The 20585-nt window shown below is 72.5% G+C and carries 17 protein-coding genes and 1 pseudogene; 3 read left to right on the forward strand and 15 right to left on the reverse strand.

The genetic code is table 11. The features are described from left to right. Positions 1-24 precede the first annotated feature (24 nt). The 15 genes from ABD269_RS20335 to rsmH all read right to left on the reverse strand — a co-directional run bounded on the left by ABD269_RS20335 (position 25) and on the right by rsmH (position 16786). Positions 25-309: a YggT family protein gene (locus tag ABD269_RS20335; protein WP_116211242.1), complete on the reverse strand. Its 285-nt coding sequence runs from the start codon at positions 307-309 to the stop codon at positions 25-27. 76 nt (positions 310-385) lie between these two features. Next, entirely contained in the window at positions 386-988 is a 603-nt protein-coding gene (locus ABD269_RS20340; RefSeq protein ID WP_087928499.1) for a cell division protein SepF, read from the reverse strand. A 122-nt stretch (positions 989-1110) separates the two neighbouring features. Beyond that, the gene (locus ABD269_RS20345) at positions 1111-1830 is read right to left on the reverse strand and encodes a YggS family pyridoxal phosphate-dependent enzyme (protein ID WP_344119716.1); all 720 of its coding nucleotides are present in this window, start codon (positions 1828-1830) and stop codon (positions 1111-1113) included. Next, a complete protein-coding gene (pgeF, locus tag ABD269_RS20350) occupies positions 1827-2591 on the reverse strand; it encodes a peptidoglycan editing factor PgeF (protein ID WP_425572937.1) in 765 nt (254 codons plus the stop codon). The genes ABD269_RS20345 and pgeF overlap by 4 nt, the downstream gene beginning before the upstream one ends. Before the next feature lie 23 nt (positions 2592-2614). Further along, positions 2615-3853, reverse strand: coding sequence for a cell division protein FtsZ (gene ftsZ, locus ABD269_RS20355; RefSeq protein ID WP_301888037.1), 1239 nt, complete (start codon positions 3851-3853; stop codon positions 2615-2617). Between the two features lie 240 nt (positions 3854-4093). Beyond that, on the reverse strand, positions 4094-4918 hold the full coding sequence (locus ABD269_RS20360) for a cell division protein FtsQ/DivIB (protein ID WP_344119720.1): 825 nt from the start codon (positions 4916-4918) through the stop codon (positions 4094-4096). A 29-nt stretch (positions 4919-4947) separates the two neighbouring features. Beyond that, a complete protein-coding gene (gene murG / locus ABD269_RS20365; RefSeq protein ID WP_116211247.1) occupies positions 4948-6042 on the reverse strand; it encodes an undecaprenyldiphospho-muramoylpentapeptide beta-N-acetylglucosaminyltransferase in 1095 nt (364 codons plus the stop codon). A gap of 6 nt (positions 6043-6048) precedes the next feature. Beyond that, positions 6049-7443 carry a putative lipid II flippase FtsW gene (gene ftsW / locus ABD269_RS20370; RefSeq protein ID WP_301888028.1) on the reverse strand — a complete coding sequence of 465 codons (1395 nt, stop codon included), beginning with the start codon at positions 7441-7443 and terminating at the stop codon, positions 6049-6051. Between the two features lie 100 nt (positions 7444-7543). After that, positions 7544-8992 carry a UDP-N-acetylmuramoyl-L-alanine--D-glutamate ligase gene (gene murD, locus ABD269_RS20375; protein WP_344119723.1) on the reverse strand — a complete coding sequence of 483 codons (1449 nt, stop codon included), beginning with the start codon at positions 8990-8992 and terminating at the stop codon, positions 7544-7546. Beyond that, the gene (mraY, locus tag ABD269_RS20380; RefSeq protein ID WP_116211250.1) at positions 8989-10053 is read right to left on the reverse strand and encodes a phospho-N-acetylmuramoyl-pentapeptide-transferase; all 1065 of its coding nucleotides are present in this window, start codon (positions 10051-10053) and stop codon (positions 8989-8991) included. The genes murD and mraY overlap by 4 nt, the downstream gene beginning before the upstream one ends. After that, the gene (locus ABD269_RS20385; RefSeq protein ID WP_344119726.1) at positions 10053-11474 is read right to left on the reverse strand and encodes a UDP-N-acetylmuramoyl-tripeptide--D-alanyl-D-alanine ligase; all 1422 of its coding nucleotides are present in this window, start codon (positions 11472-11474) and stop codon (positions 10053-10055) included. Before ABD269_RS20385 ends, mraY begins: the two co-directional genes overlap by 1 nt. Positions 11475-11539: 65 nt before the next feature. Beyond that, a complete protein-coding gene (locus tag ABD269_RS20390) occupies positions 11540-13240 on the reverse strand; it encodes a UDP-N-acetylmuramoyl-L-alanyl-D-glutamate--2,6-diaminopimelate ligase (protein ID WP_344119728.1) in 1701 nt (566 codons plus the stop codon). Positions 13241-13253: 13 nt separating this feature from the next. Further along, on the reverse strand, positions 13254-15173 hold the full coding sequence (locus ABD269_RS20395) for a peptidoglycan D,D-transpeptidase FtsI family protein (protein WP_301888016.1): 1920 nt from the start codon (positions 15171-15173) through the stop codon (positions 13254-13256). Positions 15174-15251: 78 nt separating this feature from the next. After that, positions 15252-15830: a cell division protein FtsL gene (gene ftsL / locus ABD269_RS20400; protein WP_344119731.1), complete on the reverse strand. Its 579-nt coding sequence runs from the start codon at positions 15828-15830 to the stop codon at positions 15252-15254. Then, the gene (gene rsmH / locus ABD269_RS20405; protein WP_301888011.1) at positions 15827-16786 is read right to left on the reverse strand and encodes a 16S rRNA (cytosine(1402)-N(4))-methyltransferase RsmH; all 960 of its coding nucleotides are present in this window, start codon (positions 16784-16786) and stop codon (positions 15827-15829) included. Before rsmH ends, ftsL begins: the two co-directional genes overlap by 4 nt. Positions 16787-17219: 433 nt before the next feature. Here rsmH and ABD269_RS20410 point away from each other — a divergent pair, with 433 nt between their 5' ends. The 3 genes and pseudogenes from ABD269_RS20410 to ABD269_RS20420 form a co-directional block, all read left to right on the forward strand. Beyond that, complete coding sequence (locus ABD269_RS20410; RefSeq protein ID WP_301888008.1) at positions 17220-17780, forward strand: beta-class carbonic anhydrase; 561 nt, start codon at positions 17220-17222, stop codon at positions 17778-17780. A 151-nt stretch (positions 17781-17931) separates the two neighbouring features. Then, entirely contained in the window at positions 17932-18957 is a 1026-nt protein-coding gene (locus ABD269_RS20415) for an AAA family ATPase (protein ID WP_344119734.1), read from the forward strand. Then, positions 18957-20324 (forward strand): annotated as a pseudogene (locus ABD269_RS20420) (DUF58 domain-containing protein); the annotation flags it as partial. The gene ABD269_RS20415 and the pseudogene ABD269_RS20420, both read left to right, overlap by 1 nt. Positions 20325-20585 lie beyond the last annotated feature (261 nt).

The raw sequence follows: 20585 nt of genomic DNA on the forward strand, positions 1-20585 counted from the left end.
AGACCGTATCGTTCACAGCCGCGTTCACAGCCGGCTCACGACGGTGATCAGGATGTAGACGATGATCATCAGTACGAAGAAGGACAGGTCGAGCGCCACGCCCCCGAGACGCAGCGGCGGGATGACCCGCCGCAGAAGCTTGAGTGGCGGATCGGTGACAGTGTAGGTGGCCTCAAGGACGACCACCATCGCCTTACCGGGTTGCCATGAGCGTGCGAACTGGAAGACGTAATCCATCACCAGCCGGAAGATCAGCACGAACAGGAAGCAGTACAACGCGATGTAGATCACCTGTAGTGCGATGCCCATCTCGCGCTTCCCTCTCCCCTTGCTCGTACCCGGCCTGTCGGGCCGTCATTCATCCGGCATTGACCGGTTTTGCGTCTCAGCTCTGATTGAAGAACCCACCCTCTGCGATGCGGGCCTTGTCCTCCGCCGTGACATCGACGTTAGCAGGAGACAGCAGGAACACCTTCTGCGTCACCCGCTCGATGCTGCCGTGGAGTCCGAAGACCAGACCGGCGGCAAAGTCGACAAGTCGCTTCGCATCCGTGTCGTCCATCTCCGTGAGATTCATGATCACGGGGGTGCCCTCGCGGAAGTGTTCCCCGATGGTACGGGCCTCGTTGTAGGTCCGGGGGTGCAATGTCGTGATGCGGTAGGGCTCCCGCTCGGACACAACCTTGGGCATGATCACCGGTGCGTTCTTCTCCAGAGAGTGGCGTTCGGGTGTGATGGACGCCACGGGGGCGATTCGGGCGGGTCGTCCCGTTTCCGCTACGAGCGGAGCGGGTTCGCGCTGTGCCGGCGGCTGGGCGACTCGAACCGGTTCGTCCGGTTGCGTCTGTTGGGACTGATGCTGCTGCCTGCGTCGGTCGGGCTCCGGCTCGGGCTCGAACTCGTCATCGGGGTCGAACCCCGGGCCGTCGTACCCATCGTCCTCCACGAGGCCGAGGTAGACCGCCATCTTGCGCATCGCGCCGGCCATTCTCTGCGTCCTCCGCTCTGTGGTGGATCGGCTCCGTCAACGGCGCCTTGGATCCACTTGGTCTGCCCACCTTCTGGTGGGATTGACCATATTTTCTGCTGTGGTCCGACTTCTTGGCGACGTTACCCGAGCCCGGGTCGGACTCCGAGTACCGCCGATCCGACACGTACATGTGTCGCCCCGGCTGCCACGGCGTCATCCAGGTCCGCGCTCATCCCTGCTGACACCATGTTCGCAGCAGGATGGGCCGCGCGCAGGCCCGTTGAGATTTCCATCAGCCGGTCGAATGCCGCCCGGGGCCGTCCCGCGTAAGGGCCGGCGAGCGGAGCAACCGTCATCAGACCGGCGGGGCGCAGGCCTTCGGCGGCGGTGATCGCGTCCGCGAGGACGGCGACCCCGTCCGGCGCGACGCCGCCCCGGTCGCCCCGCTCTCCCGACTCCGCGTCAAGAGCCACCTGGATCAGGCAGTCCAGCTCGCGTCCGGCTCGAACAGCCGCGGCGGAGAGGGCGGTGACCAGTCTGATTCGGTCGACAGAGTGCACCACATCGGCATAACTCACCACCGAGCGGACCTTGTTCGTCTGCAATTGCCCGACGAAGTGCCAGGTCAGTGGCAGATCCGCGCACTCGGCGGCCTTGGGGGCGGCGTCCTGGTCGCGGTTCTCCGCGACGTGCCGGACCCCCAGTTCCGAGAGGAGGCGCACATCGCTCGCGGGGTAGGTCTTGGTGACCACGATGAGGGTCACTTCTTCACGCTTGCGTCCGGCCGCGGCGCACGCTGCGGAGATACGTTCCTCCACGCGCGCCAGATTGGCGGCCAGTTCCGTTCTGCGGTCCGTCACAGCTCAGCGTCCAACCAGACATAGCTCGCGAGCCGCCCGGTGACGTGCTCGCGTCGGTACGAGAAGTGGTCTGCCGACTCCAGCGTACAAATGTGAGATTGTCCGCTGATATTCACGCCAAGTCGGTGCAGTTGGGCACAAACCCCCGCGGCGACATCCACCGCCGGGGTGCCCTTGCGGGTGGTGGCCCAGGCCTCCGGCACGGCCGCGGTGACCTCGGCGCGCATCGTCTCGGGCACCTCGTAGCAGAAGCCGCAGACGGAGGGGCCGGTGTGGGCGACGATCCGGGCGGGGTCGGCGCCCAGCGCGATCATCGCCTCGATGGTGGCGGGGACGACTCCGGCGACCAGTCCCGGGCGGCCGGCGTGGGCCGCGCCCGTGATCCCGGCGACCGGGTCGGCGAGCAGGACCGGGGTGCAGTCCGCGGTGAGCACCGCGAGGGCCAGGCCGCGACGGGCCGTCACCACTCCGTCGACCGCGGGAATTTCCTCGGTGCCGCCGGTGCCCCACGGTCCGTCGACCACGGCCACGTCCCGGCCGTGCACCTGGTTCATCCAGACGACCGCCGCCGGGTCGAGGCCGAGCGACTTCGCGGTCCGCTCCCGGTTGGTGCGCACGGCGGCGGGGTCGTCACCGACCGCGCCGCCCAGGTTGAGCTCGTCATACGGAGCGGCGCTCACCCCGCCCCACCTGTCGGTGAAGGCGAAGTGCGCGCCGCTCGCGTGCTGTTCGGATGTCACTGCGTGTTGATGCCCTATCACTTTGGGCCGCTCGGTCGCGGGTCCTACTTGAGGAAGTCCGGGACGTCGAGCTCCTCGGCCGTCGAGTCCTGGTAGGGCCGGGCCGGCGGGACCTGCGGGGAGGACACCGGCGGCGGGGGGACCTCGCCGACCGGCGACTCGGCGGCCGAGGGCTCCTCGGTGCGCGGGGTCACGCTGCCGAGACCGCCGAAGGAGGAGCGGACCGGCTCGGCCTGGGGGGTCTGGCGCGGGGCCGCGGCCGACGCGGTGCTCTCCTCGCGGCCGTTGCCGTAGGAGGAGCCGAGCACCTTGTCGCGGCTGCCCTTGGCCGGCGGCTGCCCGCCGTCGAAGCCGGCCGCGATGACCGTGACCCGGACCTCGTCACCGAGGGCGTCGTCGATGACGGCGCCGAAGATGATGTTGGCTTCGGGGTGAGCCGCCTCGCTGACCAGCTGCGCCGCCTCGTTGATCTCGAAGAGACCGAGGTCGGAGCCGCCGGAGATGGAGAGCAGCACGCCACGGGCGCCGTCGATGGACGCCTCCAGGAGCGGCGAGGAGATCGCCATCTCCGCGGCGGCCACCGCGCGGTCGTCGCCGCGGGCGGAGCCGATCCCCATGAGCGCCGATCCGGCCTCGGACATCACGGACTTGACGTCGGCGAAGTCGAGGTTGATCAGGCCGGGGGTGGTGATGAGGTCGGTGATGCCCTGGACACCCGACAGCAGCACCTGGTCCGCGGACTTGAACGCGTCGAGCACGCTCACCTGACGGTCCGAGATGGACAGGAGTCGGTCGTTCGGGATCACGATGAGGGTGTCGACCTCGTCGCGCAGACCCGCGATGCCGTCCTCCGCCTGGTTCGCCCGACGGCGGCCCTCGAAGGTGAACGGCCGGGTGACCACACCGATCGTCAGGGCGCCCAGCGAGCGGGCGATGTTGGCGACGACGGGGGCGCCACCGGTGCCGGTGCCGCCGCCCTCGCCCGCGGTCACGAAGACCATGTCGGCCCCCTTGAGGACCTCCTCGATCTCCTCGCGGTGGTCTTCGGCCGCCTTGCGGCCGACATCGGGGTTGGCGCCGGCGCCGAGGCCGCGGGTGAGCTCACGGCCGACGTCCAGCTTGACGTCGGCGTCGCTCATCAGCAGGGCCTGCGCATCGGTATTGATCGCGATGAACTCGACGCCCTTGAGACCGACCTCGATCATCCGGTTGATGGCGTTCACGCCACCGCCGCCGATACCGACGACCTTGATGACTGCGAGGTAGTTCTGCGGTGCTGCCACGTCGAAGGCCTCTCGCCTCGAGTTACGTATGCCTGGGGGACGGTTCTCATGCCGACCCGAACCCTCAACGTGAAGTTTAGGGTTACCGGTGCCGCTGTTCGCCGGGGTTCTCCGAACAGGACACTAAGTCGACAAGTGGCGCGTGTTCAACGAACACGCCGAACCTCCCGTTTTTCTTTTCACCCTATGTGATCACCCATAGCCGTAGCCAGTCAGGGTGCTGCCCGACCCTTCGGCCCGTCAACTCCCCGACACCGCCGGAGCGCTGGGGGCGCTCACATCGAACCGATCGGCACCCCGCGCCGCTTTCAGCAATGCCGTGAGCGTACGGGCTTTCGCGTCGCCCCGCTCACCGCTCCCCCAGACCACCGTCCGACCACCCGTCAGATCGAGGGTGATGGAGTCGTACGAGCGTACGTGGATGACGCGGGTGTCCGCGCGCACCCCGTCGGGCAGCGACTCGGCCACCCGTACGCCCTCCCGCTCCAGGCGCCCGGTGCCGAAGCGGCGCAGGCTCGGCGAGTCGGCGGCCTCCACGGACAGCCGCGGGACGTTCTGCGGGGCGCGGTCGACTGTGGCGAACCGCACGCCCGTACCGTCGATTTCGATGAACTTTCCGCCCTTTTCGACGATCGCCCTGGGCTGTCGCTCGACCACTTTCAGATCGATCGTGTGCGGCCAGGACCGTTCGACGGAGACGGTGTCGATCCTCGGCAGCGCCTTGCGCAGCCGGTCCGCGATGGCGTCGGTGTCCACCGAGACGAGGGGCTCGCCGAGGGGGGCGGCGGCCGCCGCCCGTACCTCTTCGGGGGTCAGCACGCGCGCGCCGCTGACGTCCACCTGCGTCGCGCGCAGCCAGCTGGAGCCGTAGAACGCCCAGCCGACGGCTGAGCCGGTGAGCGTGATGACGACCACCCAGAAGACGATGCGGCGGCGGCGCGTGGGCCGGGGGCGGCGCGGGGCGCGCCCGGCGGCGGGCCGGGAGGGGCCGGACCGCGCCGATTTCCCGCTCTTCGCGTTCTTGCTCTTCGAGCCACCGCGCTGAGCGGTCGTCGGTCCGGCCACGCTCCCCAGCCTCCTGCTCCCGCGGGCCCTCAGCCCGCCCTGCGTGCGGCAATCGCCTCATAGACCATGCCGACGAGCAGCTCGTCGGCGTCGCGCCGCCCGAACTCGGAGGCGGCGCGGGACATCTCGTACAGCCGGTGCGGGTCGGCGAGCACCGGGAGCACCTGGCTCTGCACCCATTCGGGGCTCAGCTCGGCGTCGTCGACCAGCAGGCCGCCGCCCGCCTTGACCACCGGCTGGGCGTTGAGCCGCTGTTCGCCGTTGCCGATGGGCAGCGGGACATAGGCGGCCGGGAGCCCGACGGCGGACAGCTCGGCGACGGTCATCGCACCCGCGCGGCAGAGCATCATGTCGGCCGCGGCGTACGCGAGATCCATCCGGTCCACGTACGGTACCGGGACATAGGGCGGCATACCGGGCATGTTGTCCACATGCGGCAGGTCGTTCTTCGGACCGACCGCGTGCAGGATCTGGATGCCGGAGCGCTGGAGCGCCGGGGCGACGGCCTGGACGACCTCGTTGAGCCTGCGGGCGCCCTGCGAACCGCCGGAGACCAGCAGTGTCGGCAGGCTGGGGTCGAGGCCGAAGTACGCCCGCGCCTCCGGCCGGGCGGCGCCGCGGTCGAGGGTGGCGATGGTGCGGCGCAGCGGGATGCCCACATAGCGGGCGTTGCGCAGCTTGCTGTCCGGCGTGGACACCGCGACCCCGGCGGCGTAGCGCGAGCCGATCTTGTTGGCGAGGCCGGGGCGCGCGTTGGCCTCGTGCACGATGATCGGCACGCCGAGCCGCTTGGCGGCCAGGTAGCCGGGCAGCGCCACATAGCCGCCGAAGCCGACCACGCAGTCCGCCTTGGTGCGCTCGAGGATCTGCTCGGCGGCCTTGATCGTGCCGCGCAGCCGCCCGGGGACGGTGATCAGCTCTGGTGTGGGCTTGCGCGGCAGGGGTACGGCGGGGATCAGGCCCAGCTCATAGCCCCGCTCGGGCACGAGCCGGGTCTCCAGACCCCGCTCCGTGCCGAGCGCCGTGATCCCCACGGTCGGGTCCTGCCTGCGCAGGGCGTCCGCGAGGGCGAGCGCGGGCTCGATGTGGCCGGCGGTCCCCCCGCCGGCGAGTACGACATGCACCGAAATTCACCGCTCTCCGGACGGTCGCTTCTTGACGCGCCGTCTCATCGTCTTCCATCTCACCCCAGGCTGCCGCATGGCCAGTGCCGCCCGCGCACCGGGTTCGTCGCGCGCGAAGGCGATCAGCAGTCCGATGGCGAACATGGTCGGCAGCAGGGCGGACCCTCCGTAGGAGAACAGCGGCAGGGGGACACCGGCGATCGGCAGCAGGCCGAGCACCGCACCGATGTTGACCACGGCCTGAGCCATGATCCAGGTGGTCACACCTCCCGCGGCATACCTCACGAAGGGGTCCTCCGTGCGTCCGGCCACGCGGATACCCGCATAGCCTAGAGCCGCGAAGAGGGCGAGTACGGACAGCGTCCCCGCCAGACCGAGCTCCTCGCCGGTGATCGCGAAGATGAAGTCGGTGTGGGGTTCCGGTAGTTCGCCCCATTTCTCCACACTCGCACCGAGGCCGGCACCGAACCAGCCTCCGTTGGCCAGCGCGTAGATTCCGTGCACGGCCTGCCAGCACTGGTCGTTGGTGCCGGGGTCGGTGGCGCCGATGCAGGCGAGGCGGGACATCCGGTTGGCACTGGTCTTGATGAACAGCACCGCGAGCAGGGCGGTGACGCCGAACACCCCGGAGAAGAGCCGGGTGGGGGCGCCCGCGATCCACAGCAGACCCAGCAGCACCGCGGTGAGGACGACGGTGGTCCCCATGTCACCGCCCAGCATGATGAGCCCGAGCAGCACGAAGGTGACGGGCACCAGGGGCACGAGCAGGTGCTTCCACTGAGTGAGCAGCTTCTTGGCCTGTTTGCGGGCGAGCAGGTCGGCGCCCCACAGCACCAGCGCCAGCTTGGCGAACTCGCTGGGCTGCATCTGGAAGGGCCCGCCCAGGGCGATCCAGTTGGTGTTGCCGTTGATGGTCTCCCCGATGCCGGGCACCTGCACCAGGCAGAGCAGGAAGAGCGACCCGGCGAGCGCGGGGTAGGCGAAGGCCCGCAGCAGCCGCACGGGCATCCGCGCGGCCGCGAGCAGCAGCACGGCGCCGATGGCGGCGGCGAGCAGCTGCTTGCGGAAGAAGAAGCTGGGGGGCAGGCCGTTCTGCAGCGCCTTGATCTGGGAGGCGGAGTAGACCATCACCAGGCCGAGGACGATGATCAGCAGGGAGCCGCCCAGGACGAGGTAGTACGCCGTCAGGGGGCGGTCCCAGGCGCGCCTGGCGCGGCCGTGGAGGGTCCGCAGGCCGCCCAGCAGGGTGCCCCGCGGCCGCCGGGGTCCGCCGGGGCCGCCCGTGCGCCCACGGCCCGCCGAGGGGCGGGGGCGGGCCGTCCCCGCGGGCCGGGAGCGCGCGACGGGGCCGCGCAGCGCCGTCCACGCGCCGGGCGGCCTCGCGATGTGATCCGCGTGCATCCGGGTGTCCCCTTCGCTGGTCTCCCGCGCCGCCCGGTCGCGCCGCCGGGATCTTCCGGTGACGTCCGGGAGATCGCCGAGGACCGAGGGGACCGTGCGGCTACTCGTCCGTGCCGCTGCCCGGCTCCGGCCCGGCCAGGGCCCGGACCGCCTCGGCGAATGCCTCGCCGCGCTTGTTGTAGTTGACGAACATATCCATCGAGGCGCAGGCCGGGGCCATGAGTACGGTGTCCCCCGGGCCGGCGAGCCGCGCGGCCTCCTGCACCGCCGCGGCCATCGCCCCAGTGTCGGTCCGGTCGAGGTCGACCACCGGGACATCCGGGGCGTGTCGCGCCAGCGCTTGGGCGATCAGGGCCCGGTCGGCGCCGATGAGGACGACTCCGCGCAGCCGCTTCGCGGACTTGGCCACGAGGTCGTCGAAGGTGGCGCCCTTGGCGAGGCCGCCCGCGATCCACACGATCGAGTCGTAGGCCGCCAGGGACGCCTGGGCGGCGTGGGTGTTGGTGGCCTTGGAGTCGTCCACGTAGGCGACGCCGTCGACGTCCGCGACGTGGGCGATGCGGTGGGCGTCCGGCCGGAAGGCGCGCAGCCCGTCCCGTACGGCCGCGGGCTGGACGCCGAAGGCGCGGGCGAGGGCGGCGGCCGCGAGGGCGTTGGCGATGTTGTGCGGGGCCGCCGGCTTGATGTCGGAGACCTCGGCGAGCTCCTGGGCGTTCTTCTGCCGGTCCGCGACGAAGGCCCGGTCGACGAGGATGCCGTCGACGACGCCGAGCATGGACAGACCGGGCGGGCCGAGGGTGAAGCCGATCGCGCGGCAGCCCTCCTCGACATCCGCCTCGCGCACCAGGTGCTCGGTGCGGGCGTCGGAGACGTTGTAGACGCAGGCGACCTGGTTGCCCTCGTAGATGCGGCCCTTGTCGGCGGCGTACGCCTGCATGGAGCCGTGCCAGTCGAGGTGGTCGGGCGCGAGGTTGAGGACAACCGCGGAGTGGGCGCGCACGGAGGGCGCCCAGTGCAGCTGGTAGCTGGAGAGCTCGACGGCGAGGACGTCGTAGGGCTCGTCGGAGAGCACGACGTCGATGATCGGCGTGCCGATGTTGCCGACGGCGGCGGTGCGCAGTCCGGCGGCCTCCAGGATGGAGGCGAGCATCTGGACGGTCGTGGTCTTGCCGTTGGTGCCCGTGACGGCGAGCCACGGCGCGGCGCCCTCGCCGCGCAGCCGCCAGGCGATCTCGACGTCGCCGACCACGTCGACGCCCGCCCCGGCCGCGGCCGTGAAGAGCGGGCTGTCGGGCTTCCAGCCGGGCGAGGTGACGACCAGTGCGGTGCCCTCGGGCAGGGTGGTGGCGTCGCCGAGGCGGACGGTGATGCCCTCCGCCCGGAGGGAGGCGGCGCGCTCGCGCAGCGCCTCGCTGTCGCCGCCGTCCACGACGGTCACCAGGGCGCCGAGGCCGGCCAGGGCGCGGGCGGCGCTGACGCCGCTCACGCCGAGGCCGGCGACGGTGATGTGCCTGCCGGTCCAGGCCGTGCTGTTCGGGGCGGGGGTCACTTGATGGCCAACCATCCGGCGTAGAAGATTCCGAGTCCGACGGCGACGCACAGGCCCTGGATGATCCAGAACCGGACCACCACAAGGACCTCGCTCCACCCCTTGAGTTCGAAGTGGTGCTGGAGCGGGGCCATCCGGAAGACACGCTTACCGGTCATGCGGAAGGAGCCGACCTGGATGACCACGGACATGGTGATCAGGACGAACAGGCCGCCGAGGAGGGCCAGCAGCAGCTCGGTGCGGGAGCAGATGGCCAGTCCCGCCAGCGCGCCGCCGAGGGCGAGCGAGCCGGTGTCGCCCATGAAGATCTTGGCGGGCGAGGTGTTCCACCACAGGAAGCCGAAGCAGGAGCCCATCAGGGCCGAGGCGACCACGGCGAGGTCGAGCGGGTCGCGCACCTCGTAGCAGGCGGCGCCTGCCGTCAGCGGGTTGCCGCAGGACTGGCCGTGCTGCCAGGTGCCGATGAAGACGTAGGCGCCGAAGACCATCACGGACGCGCCGGTGGCGAGGCCGTCGAGGCCGTCGGTGAGGTTCACGCCGTTCGACATCGCGAGGATCATGAACAGCGCCCAGACGACGAAGATGACCGGGCCGACCGACCAGCCGAAGTCCTGGGTGAAGGAGAGCCGGGTGGAGGCCGGGGTCTGGCCGCGGGTGTCCGCGAACTGGAGCGCCAGCACGGCGAAGGCGATGCCGACGATCAGCTGTCCGGCCATCTTCGCCTTGGCGCGCAGGCCCAGGCTCCGCTGCTTGACGATCTTGATGTAGTCGTCGAGGAAGCCGACGAGGCCCATGCCCGCCGTCAGGAACAGCACCAGCAGGCCCGACGTCGTCGGCTCCTTGCTGGTGATGACCTTGGTGACGGCGTACGCGATGAGCGTGGCCAGGATGAAGGCGATGCCACCCATGGTGGGTGTGCCCTTCTTCCCGGCGTGGCCGCGCGGGCCGTCGTCACGGATGAACTGGCCGTAGCCCTTGCGGGCCAGGAACTTGATCAGCAGCGGGGTGCCGACCAGGGTCAGGACGAGACCGATGACACCCGCGAAGAGGATCTGGTTCATCAGCGGGCACCCTCGCCGTCGCCCGCGAGCAGCGCTTGGGCGACCCGCTCCAGTCCGGCCGACCTGGACGCCTTCAACAGCACGACATCACCCGGACGCAGCTCGCTGCGCAACAGGTCGACCGCCGCCTGCACGTCGGACACGTGCACCGACTCCTCACCCCACGAACCCTCGTTATAGGCGCCCATCTGCAGCCAGGCCGCTTCCCTGCCCCCGACTGCCACGAGCTTGCTGACGTTGAGCCGGACGGCGAGCCGTCCGACCGCGTCGTGCTCGGCGAGCGCGTCGTCACCGAGCTCGGCCATCTGACCGAGCACGGCCCACGTGCGGCCCCCCTTCGCCGTGGCGGCCTGCCCCATGGCGGCCAGCGCGCGCAGCGCGGCTCGCATGGATTCGGGGTTCGCGTTGTAGGCGTCGTTGACGATCGTCACGCCGTCCGCACGCTCGGTGACCTCCATCCGCCAGCGGGAGAGCTGGCCCGCCCCGGAGAGCGCGGTGGCGATCTCCTGTGCGGGCATGCCCAGCTCATGGGCGACGGCGGCGGCGGCGAGCGCGTTCGACACGTGGTGCTCACCGTACAGCCGCATGGTCACGTCCCCGCACCCGGTGGGTGTGTGAAGCGTGAAGGCGGGCTGTCCGGTGGCGGTGAGGCGGACGTCCTCGGCGCGGATGTCCGCGTCGGCGGCCTCGCCGAAGAGGACGACGCGGGCCTTGGTGCGGCTGCTCATGGCGCGCACCAGCGGGTCGTCGGCGTTGAGCACGGCGACGCCGCCCTCCTCGGCCGACGGCAGCACCTCGACCAGCTCGCCCTTGGCCTGGGCGATCTGCTCGCGGCCGCCGAACTCGCCGATGTGGGCGGTGCCGACGTTCAGGACGAGTCCGATGCGCGGCGGGGTGAGCTCGGCGAGGTAGCGGATGTGGCCGATGCCGCGGGCGCCCATCTCCAGGACGAGGTGGCGGGTGTCCTCGTCCGCGCGCAGCGCGGTGAGGGGCAGGCCGATCTCGTTGTTGAAGTTGCCGGGCGGGCCGATGGTGGGGCCGAGGCGCTCCAGGAGCTGTGCGATCAGGTCCTTGGTGCTGGTCTTGCCCGCGGAGCCGGTGAGCGCGACGACGGTGGCGTCGAGGCGCTCGACGACGGCGCGCGCGAGCGTGCCCAGGGCGGCGACCACGTCGTCGACGACGATGGCGGGGACGCCGACGGGCCGGGCGGCCAGCACGGCCGCGGCGCCCGCGGCGACGGCGCGCTCGGCGAAGTCGTGGCCGTCGACGTTGTCCCCGGGCAGGGCGGCGAAGAGGCTGCCGGGCCGTACCTCACGGGAGTCGATCACGACCGGGCCGTCGGCCGTGCGGCCCGGGTCCGGTATGTCGTGCTGCTGCCCGCCGACAATGGCGGCGATCTCGGCGAGGGACAGAGCGATCACTGGGAATTACCTCCGTCCGTTCGGGAGTGCTGCCGGGGGGAGGGTTGTGCGCGCATGGCGGTCTGTCATCCCTGGTCGTTCCGGTGCGTGGGGGCCGCGTGGCGGCGCTCGATGGCCTCTCGCAGCACCAGGCGGTCGTCGAAGGGGCGGACGACTCCGGCGATGTCCTGGCCCTGTTCGTGGCCCTTGCCGAGGACGACGACGGTGTCGCCGGGTTCGGCCCGGGCGACCGCGGCGGCGATGGCGTCGGCCCGCTCCTCCGCGAGGAGGACCGTGCCGCGCTCGTGGGCGGGCACCTCGGCGGCGCCCGCGAGCATGGTGGCGAGGATCGCGAGGGGATCCTCGGAGCGGGGGTTGTCGGAGGTCAGCACGGCGGTGTCGGCGAGCCGGGCCAGTGCGGCGCCCATGGGGGCGCGCTTGGTGGTGTCGCGGTCGCCGCCGCAGCCGAGCACGGCGTGGACGCGGCCGGTGCCGACCTTGCGCAGGGCGCGGAGAACCGATTCGACGGCGTCCGTCTTGTGCGCGTAGTCGACGACGGCGAGGTAGGGCTGGCCCGCGTCGACGCGCTCCAGGCGGCCGGGGACGCCGGGGACGGCGGCGACGCCGTCGGCGGCGGCCTGCGGGCCGACCCCGGCGGCGACGAGGGCGGTGACGGCGGCGAGGGCGTTGGCGACGTTGAACGGGCCGGCCAGCGGGGACCGGGCCCGTACGGACTCGCCGTTCGGGCCGAGGACGGTGAAGACCGAGTCGAAGGGGCCGATCTCGACGTCCGCCGCGCGCCAGTCGGCGTCAGGGTGGCCCTCGGCGGAGAAGGTGACGACGGGCACCTCGGAGGCGCCCTCGGCGAGCCTGCGGCCGTACTCGTCGTCGAGGTTGACGACGCCGGCGCGGCTGCGGGCCTTGGTGAAGAGCTCCGCCTTGGCCTGGAAGTAGTCCTCCATGCCGGAGTGGAACTCCATGTGCTCCGGGCTGAGGTTGTTGAAGACCGCGACGTCGAAGACGCAGCCGTCGACCCGGCCGAGCCGCAGCGCGTGGCTGGAGACCTCCATGGCGACCGAGCGGACGCCGCGCTCGCGCATCACCGCGAAGAGCGCCTGGAGGTCGGTGGCCTCGGGCGTGGTGCGCTCGGACTTGATGCGCTCGTCGCCGATGCGGGACTCGACCGTGCCGATGAGGCCGGTGAGGCCGCCGAGGGCCTTGAGGCCGCCCTCGATGAGGTACGCGGTGGTGGTCTTGCCCGAGGTGCCGGTGATCCCGATCTGGAGCAGGTCGTGGCCGGGTTGTCCGTAGATCGTGGCCGCGAGCTCACCCATCCGGCCGCGCGGGTCGTCCACGGTGAGGACGGGCAGGCCGGTGGCGGCGGCGCGCCCGGCGCCCGCCGGGTCGGTCAGTACCGCGGCGGCGCCGAGGCCGGCGGCCTGGACGGCGAAGTCCGCGCCGTGGAAGCGGGCGCCGGGCAGGGCGGCGTAGACGTCGCCCTGCCGTACGGCCCGCGAGTCGTGGGTGATGCCGGTGACGGCGCCGCCCTGGACCTCGGGAGCGGGGATGCCCAGCTGACCGGCCAGCTCCGCGAGGGACACGGGGCGGACCTGGGTGGGGCGGGGCGCTCCCGGCTGTACGGGCTGTACGGCGGGGGCGTCCTTGGGGCTGGTGTGGGACTGATCAGCGTGGGGCACGGCCGTGAGCGTACCGGGCGCACCCGCCCCGTCGCGAAGCGAGGGGCGCACCGCGCCGCGGTTCCCGGGATCCGGAGTGATCGTCGTCACGGCCTGCCCCGGGTCACTGGCCGTCGTAGCTCACCGGCAGCCGAGGGGGCTCGGTGCCGGACGGCGGTACCTGGAGGGTCTTGAGCGCGAACTCCATGACCTGCTTGAAGACGGGGCCGCAGATCTGGCCGCCGAAGTAACTGCCCTTGGTGGGGTTCTGGATGGCGCAGTAGACGGTGATCCGGGGCTGGTCGGCGGGGGCGAAGCCGGCGAAGGAGGCGGTGTAGCCGTGGTAGCGGCCGGTGTGCGGGTCCACCCGGTTGGAGGTGCCGGTCTTGCCCGCGACGCGGTAGCCGGGGATCTTCGCCTTGGTTCCGGTGCCCTCCCGGTCGTCGACGACGGACTCCAGCATGGTGGAGAGCTCCCGGGCGGTCTTCTCGCTGACGACGCGGGTCCGCTGCGGGGCCGGTGCGGGGGCGAAGCGGCCGTCGGGGCCCTTGGTGCCGCGGACGAGGGTGGGCTGGACGCGCTGGCCGCCGCCCGCGATCGTGGAGTAGACGGAGGCGGCCTGCACGGCGTTCAGGGACAGGCCCTGGCCGAAGGGGATCGTGTACTGCTGGGATTCGCTCCACTTGCCCGGCTTCGCCAGGATTCCCGGGGTCTCGCCGGGGAAGCCGAGCCCGGTGGGCGCCCCGATGCCGAACTTCCGCAGGTAGGAGTCGAGGACCTCGTTGGCCTGCGGCCGGGTGGCGCCGAGCCGCTCGGCGGCGAGGATCGTGCCGATGTTGCTGGACTTGGCGAGCACCCCGTTGAGGGTGAGGTGCCAGGTGGCGTGGTCGATGTCGTCGGCGAAGGACCGGTCGGCGCGCAGCAGCCGGTTCGGGACCTCCACCCCGGTCTCCGGGGTGGCCTTGCCCTCCTCCAGGACGGCCGCCATGGTCATCACCTTGCTGACGCTGCCCGGTTCGTAGGCGTCCTGGAGCGCGGCGTTGCCGAGGGCGCCGCTGTCGGCGTGGGCGAGGTCGTTGGGGTCGTAGCCGGGGGCGTTGGCCATGGCCAGGACCTCGCCGGTGCGGGTGTCCTGGACGACGACGTAGCCGCGGTCCGCCTGCGACTCCTGCACCTGCTGGGTGATGGCGCTCTGGGCGGCCCACTGGATGTCCCGGTCGATGGTCAGCTCGATGTCGGAGCCGGGCACGGCGGGCTGTTCCTTGACGTCCCCGGTGGGCACCTGGCGGCCGCCGGACTGGGCGTAGACGAGCTTGCCGTCCCGGCCCGCGAGCGCCTTGTCGAGCTGTGCCTCGACACCGCCGCCGCCCCGGCCCTCGGAGTTGACGAAGCCCAGTATCCCGGCGGCGAGGTCGCCGTTGGGGTAGACGCGCTTGCTGTGGGGTTCGCGGTTGATGCCCGCGAGGACGTCGGCGCCCTTCTTCTTCGCCGCCTTCTGCGCGGAGGTCTTCTTCAGCTCCTTGATCCGGTTCCAGACCTGGGGGCTCTGCTGGCGGGCGAGGACGACGTACTTCGAGCGGGGGTTGGCGGTGAGCTTCTGCTCCAGGACGGCGGGCCGCTCGTCGAGGACGGGGGCGAGCAGCCCGGCGGCCTTCCGGGCGGCGCCGTCGGCCTTGATCCGCTCGGGGGTCAGCAGGTCGGGGGCGGCGGTGATGTCGTACGCGTCGACGGTGGTGGCCAGGTCCACCCCGGTGCGGTCGGTGATGGTGCCGCGCTCGGCGGCGAGGGTGACCGGGATGTAGCGATTGACATTGGCCCGGGCCGCGTACGCGCTCGCGTCGACGGCCTGCACCTGCAGGAGCCGGACGGTGAAGGCCAGCAGGACGAGGGTGAGCCCGAAGCCGACCAGCCGCAGCCGGGGCCGCGGGCTGCCGAGCCGCAGGGACTGCGCCCCGGGGCGGGCGGCGGGCCGGGCGGGGCCGGGCACGCTGCGGCGGGCGGCGCCCGACTGCCGGGGCGGTCTGGGGGCCTTGGGGGCGGTCATGACGCACCGGCCGCGGCTCGGGCCCGCGGGAGGCGCGGGAGGCTCGGGGGCAGGGCCCCGGAGGAAAGCGGCACAGCGTCACCTGCCGGTGGTCGGAGCGGTCTTCTCTGCCGTACGGGCGGGGGGCACGAGCAGGGGCCCGGTGCCGGGGGGATACGGGACGTGCGGCAGCGCGTCCGGGCCGGGGGCCGGGGTGGCCGGGACACCGGGGCCGGGCGGCAGGCCGGGAGCGGGGACGGCGGCCGGTGCGGGCCGGGGCGCGGGGGCCAGCTGCGCGGCGAGGTTCGCGGTGTCCTCCTGGCCGGCCGGGGCCGGCGAGCCGCGGACGGTGCCGTCGGGGCTGAGGAAGGCGGGGGTGCCGCCGGGGATCAAGCCGAGCTTGCGGGCCTGGCGCTCCAGGGCGTCCGGGGCGGCGAGCCGGTCGACCTCCTGCTGGAGCGCCTGCTGCTCGTCGGTGAGCTCGGTGGTCTTGCGCTGGAGCTTGGTGAGCTCGAAGGAGCCCTGGTTGAGCGCGGAGTTGAGCACCAGCAGCGAGATCAGCCCGGAGCCGAGCAGCACCACCACGAGGAAGACGAACGGGGTGCGCTTCGCCCCGGCCGGGCCCGCTGCCCGCAGCCGGCCGAGCCGGGTGCCCCGGCCGCGGGCGGCGGGCGTCACGGGGCGTCCTCCCGGATGCGTTCGGCGCCCCGCAGCCGGGCGGGGGCGGCCCGCCGGTTCTCGGCGACCTCCTCCTCGGTCGGCAGCTCCGCGCCGCGGGTGAGCAGCTTCAGGCGGGGCTGGTAGCGCTCGGGGACCACGGGCAGCCCGGGGGGCGCAGTGTTGGCGGCGCCGGCCGCGAAGACCTGCTTGACGATCCGGTCCTCCAGCGACTGGTAGGAGAGCACGGCGATCCGGCCGCCGACCGCGAGGGCCGCGACGGCGGCCGGGATGGCCTGTTCGACGCTGGCCAGCTCGGCGTTGACCTCGATCCGCAGGGCCTGGAAGGTGCGCTTGGCGGGGTTGCCGCCGGTGCGCTTGGCGGCCTGCGGCAGCGAGTCGCGGATCAGCTCGACGAGCCGGGCGCTGTTGCTGAACGGCTCCTTCTCACGCTCCCGGACGATGGCCGAGACGATCCGCTTGGCCTGCTTCTCCTCGCCGTACGCGCGCAGGATGCGCACCAGTTCGCCGGGCGCGTAGGTGTTGAGGACCTCGGCGGCGCTGATGCCGGCCGTCTGGTCCATGCGCATGTCCAGCGGCGCGTCCTGCGCGTAGGCGAAGCCGCGGTCGGCCTCGTCGAGCTGCATGGAGGAGACGCCGAGGTCGAAGAGGACGCCCTGGACCTTGGGGATGCCGAGCCGTTCCAGCACGTCGGGCAGCTCGTGGTAGACGGCGCGGACCAGGGTGGCGCGGTCGCCGTAGGGGGCCAGCCGCTCCCCGGCGAGGGCGAGGGCGGTGGGGTCGCGGTCGAGGGCGACGAGCCGGGCCCCGGGGAACCGCGCGAGCAGCGCCTCGCTGTGCCCGCCGGCGCCCAGGGTGCAGTCGACGACGACGGCGCCGGGCTCGGTGAGGGCGGGAGCGAGCATGTCCAGGCAGCGCTGGAGCATGACGGGGACGTGTCGCGCGTTGCTGCTCATGCGCCCTTCTGAAAATTCGGCGGGCCCGGGTGCGGGCACGGGCGTACGCACCGCCGGGTCCCCGCCCGCCCCAAGGGGAAGCGGCCGGATCCGGCACCGGGGAAGTGGCGCCGGGCGACCGGGGAGCGGGAGGAGGCCGAGAGGTACGTACGCGTCGCGCCGTTGCGGGTATTCGGTTCCAAGGGGAGCGTCAGGCCTCCCACTTCGCGCCACTTTAGTCCACTCGTCCCCCTGGTCAACCAACCGGCCAGCGCGTCCCGGCAGCGGTGCGCGGGCGGCGGGGAGGGGCCGGCCGATCATGGACCACGCCCCTCTCACCCGTATGGCGGCATGGGCCGCGACCTTGTGGCTTACCTCACAGAAGGGCATGTCAGCGGCGTTTTTACCATGGCGGGACGGGCCGTCGGGCCCCCGGCCGACTACCTTCGTTCATATGTCGATATCCGCGTCCCAGCCGACGCCCCGGAGCTCCACCGGGGCCCGTGCCCTCGAACCGGGCACCGTCACCGACCGTCTCGTTCAGGCCAACGCCGAGTACGCCTCCGCCTTCACCGATCCCGGGATGGACGCCCGTCCCGTCCTCAAGGTCGCCGTCGTCGCCTGCATGGACGCCCGCCTCGACCTGCACGCCGCGCTCGGCCTGGAGCTCGGCGACTGCCACACCATCCGCAACGCCGGCGGCGTGGTCACCGACGACATCATCCGCTCGCTGACGATCAGCCAGCGGGCGCTCGGCACCCGCTCGGTGGTGCTGATCCACCACACCGGCTGCGGCCTGCTGACCCTCACCGAGGACTTCCGGCACGAGATCGAGGCCGAGGTCGGCCAGCGTCCGGCGTGGGCGGTGGAGGCGTTCAAGGACCTGGACCAGGACGTCCGCCAGTCCATGCAACGGGTACGGACCTCGCCGTTCCTCCCCCACACCGACGACGTGCGGGGCTTCGTCTTCGATGTGACGACGGGTCTGCTGCGCGAGATCGACCCACGGCACTGAGTTATCCACAGGCGGTGACGGATCGCCGCCCGGGCGGCGAGAATGCGTAGGTGGAAGCCGCCTCCGCCACCGCGGGGCGCGGTGTCCGTATGTCGGGGTGGGCCGGGTCCGTGGTCGGACGCGGCCCACGGGACGGGCCGAGGAGGGCCGGGTGACGACCTATGAAGAGCGAGCGAGCCTCAGCGATCTGACCGCCACCGCCGAGCGGGTGCACCGGGCGGTCGAGGGTGTGATCGAGGGCAAGCCCGAGGTCGTACGGCTCTCGCTGACCGTGCTGCTCGCCGAGGGGCATCTGCTGATCGAGGATGTGCCGGGGGTGGGCAAGACCATGCTCGCCAAGGCGCTGGCCCGGTCGATCGACTGCTCGGTGCGGCGCATCCAGTTCACGCCGGACCTGCTCCCGTCCGACATCACGGGCGTGAGCGTCTTCGACCAGCAGCGGCGGGACTTCGAGTTCAAGCCGGGCGCGATCTTCGCGCAGATCGTGATCGGCGACGAGATCAACCGCGCCTCCCCCAAGACCCAGTCGGCGCTGCTGGAGTCGATGGAGGAGCGGCAGGTCACCGTCGACGGGCACACCTATGAGCTGCCCAGCCCCTTCATGGTGGTGGCCACGCAGAACCCGGTCGAGATGGAGGGCACCTATCCGCTGCCCGAGGCGCAGCGCGACCGCTTCATGGCCCGGGTCTCGATGGGTTATCCGAGCCCGGAGGCCGAGCTGCGGATGCTCGACACGCACGGCGTGGTGCCCCCGCTCGACGACCTCCAGCCCGTCGCGCACGCCCACGACATCGTCAAGCTCGTCGACGCGGTCCGCGGCATGCACGTCTCCGACCCCGTGCGGCGGTATGCGGTGGATCTGGTCACCGCGACCCGGCACCACCCCGATCTGAGACTCGGCGCCTCGCCGAGAGCGACGCTGCACCTGGTGCGGGCGGCGAAGGCGGCGGCGGCCATGGCCGGCCGCGAGTTCGTCCTCCCCGACGACGTGCAGGCCCTGGCCGTGGCGGTGCTCGCGCACCGGCTGCTGCCCACCGCCCAGGCCCAGCTGAACCGGCGCACGGCCGAGCAGGTCGTCTTCGAGATCCTCCAGCGCACCCCGGTGCCCGACCTGTCCGCGCAGGCCTGGGGGCAGCAGTCGCACGGCCGTCATCAGCCGGGCGCGCGGCGGCTGTGATGGCCTCGGGGGAGGCGGGCCGGGGGGCTGGCCCGCGGACCGGCGGCGGGGACGGAGCGGGGGGCGGGCTGTGGGCCTCCCTCGGCGGGCTGACCACCCGCGGCCGCTCCTTCCTGGCCGCGGGGATCGCGGCGACGGGCTGTTCCTATGTCCTGGGCCAGTCCGATCTGCTGCGGGTCGGGCTGTTGCTGACGGTGCTGCCGCTGGTGTGCGTGGTCGTGCTGCACGGCACCCGGCACCGGGTCACCGGCAGCCGGGGGCTGTCGCCGTCCCGGGTGCCCGCCGGGTCCGAGGCGCGGGTGCACCTGCGGGTCGACAATGTCTCGCGGCTGCCCACGGGGCTGCTGATGCTCCAGGACCGCGTGCCGTATGTCCTGGGGCCGCGCCCCCGCTTCGTGCTGGACCGGGTGGAGCCGGGCGGGCGGCGCGAGGTGACCTACCGCGTCCGGTCCGAGCTGCGCGGCCGCTATCCGCTCGGGCCGCTGCAGCTGCGGCTGACGGACCCCTTCGGGATGTGCGAGCTGACCCGTGGGTTCAGCGCCTTCGACACGCTGACTGTCGTGCCGCGCGTCGTTCCCCTGCCGCCGGTGCGGCTGGGCGGCGAGGCCACGGGCTACGGCGACGGGCGGCAGCGGTCGCTGGCCCTGGCCGGCGCGGACGACATCATCCCGCGTGGGTACCGCCACGGCGACGACCTGCGCCGGGTGCACTGGCGCTCCACCGCGCGCTACGGCGAGCTGATGGTGCGCCGGGAGGAGCAGCCCCAACGCGCCCACTGCACCGTGCTGCTGGACACCCGGGGCATCGCCTACGACGGCATGGGGCCCGACTCCCCCTTCGAGTGGGCCGTGTCCGGGGCCGCTTCCGCCGCGGCGCACCTGCTGGAGCGCGGCTTCTCGGTGCGGCTGCTCACCGACGCCGGGAGCGCGGTGCCGGGGCCGGACGGCATGGGCGGCCACTCCGGTTCCTCCCACGACCCGGCGGAGGCGGTGGGTCTGCTGCTCGACACCCTGGCCGTGGTGGACCACTCCGACGGGGAGAGCCTCTCCCCCGCCCATGAGGCGCTGCGCGGTGGCGGCGGCGGGCTGCTCGTGGCGTTCTTCGGCGACCTCGACGAACAGCAGACGGCGCTGGCCGGACAGATGCGCCGGCGCAGCGGCACGGCGGTCGCCTTCGTGCTCGACCGTTCCGCATGGCCGCAGGACGACCGCCCCACGGGCCCCGGGCAGGGCGCCGAGCAGCGGCTGCGCGCGCTGCGCGAGGCGGGCTGGACGGCTCTGGCCGTGACACCGGGCGCGTCCCTGGCGGAGCTGTGGCGCATGGCGGGAGCTCCTGGGGGACGTGAGGCGGCGCAGGAGCGTACGGGCCATGCGGCGGCCGGGCCGGCGAACCGGCCGCCCGAGGGCGCGGCCGGGGCCACCGGTCTCCCGGGCGGCGCGGCGGCGCGTCCCGCGCCCGGTGCCGCCGTGGCGGGCTCGTCGGGCGGTTGGCCGCAGGGCGGGCCGTACGGCGGGGTGACGGACGTGGATGACAGCCGGCCGGCCGGGCCACCGGGAGCAGGCTCCGGCCGCTCCGGGCCGCCCCTGCGCCCGACCGTGCCGCCCATGCCGTCCGTTCCGCCATGGCCC

The sequence above is a fragment of the Streptomyces blastmyceticus genome (genome assembly GCF_039521185.1).
GTDB classification, from domain to species: Bacteria; Actinomycetota; Actinomycetes; order Streptomycetales; family Streptomycetaceae; genus Streptomyces; species Streptomyces blastmyceticus.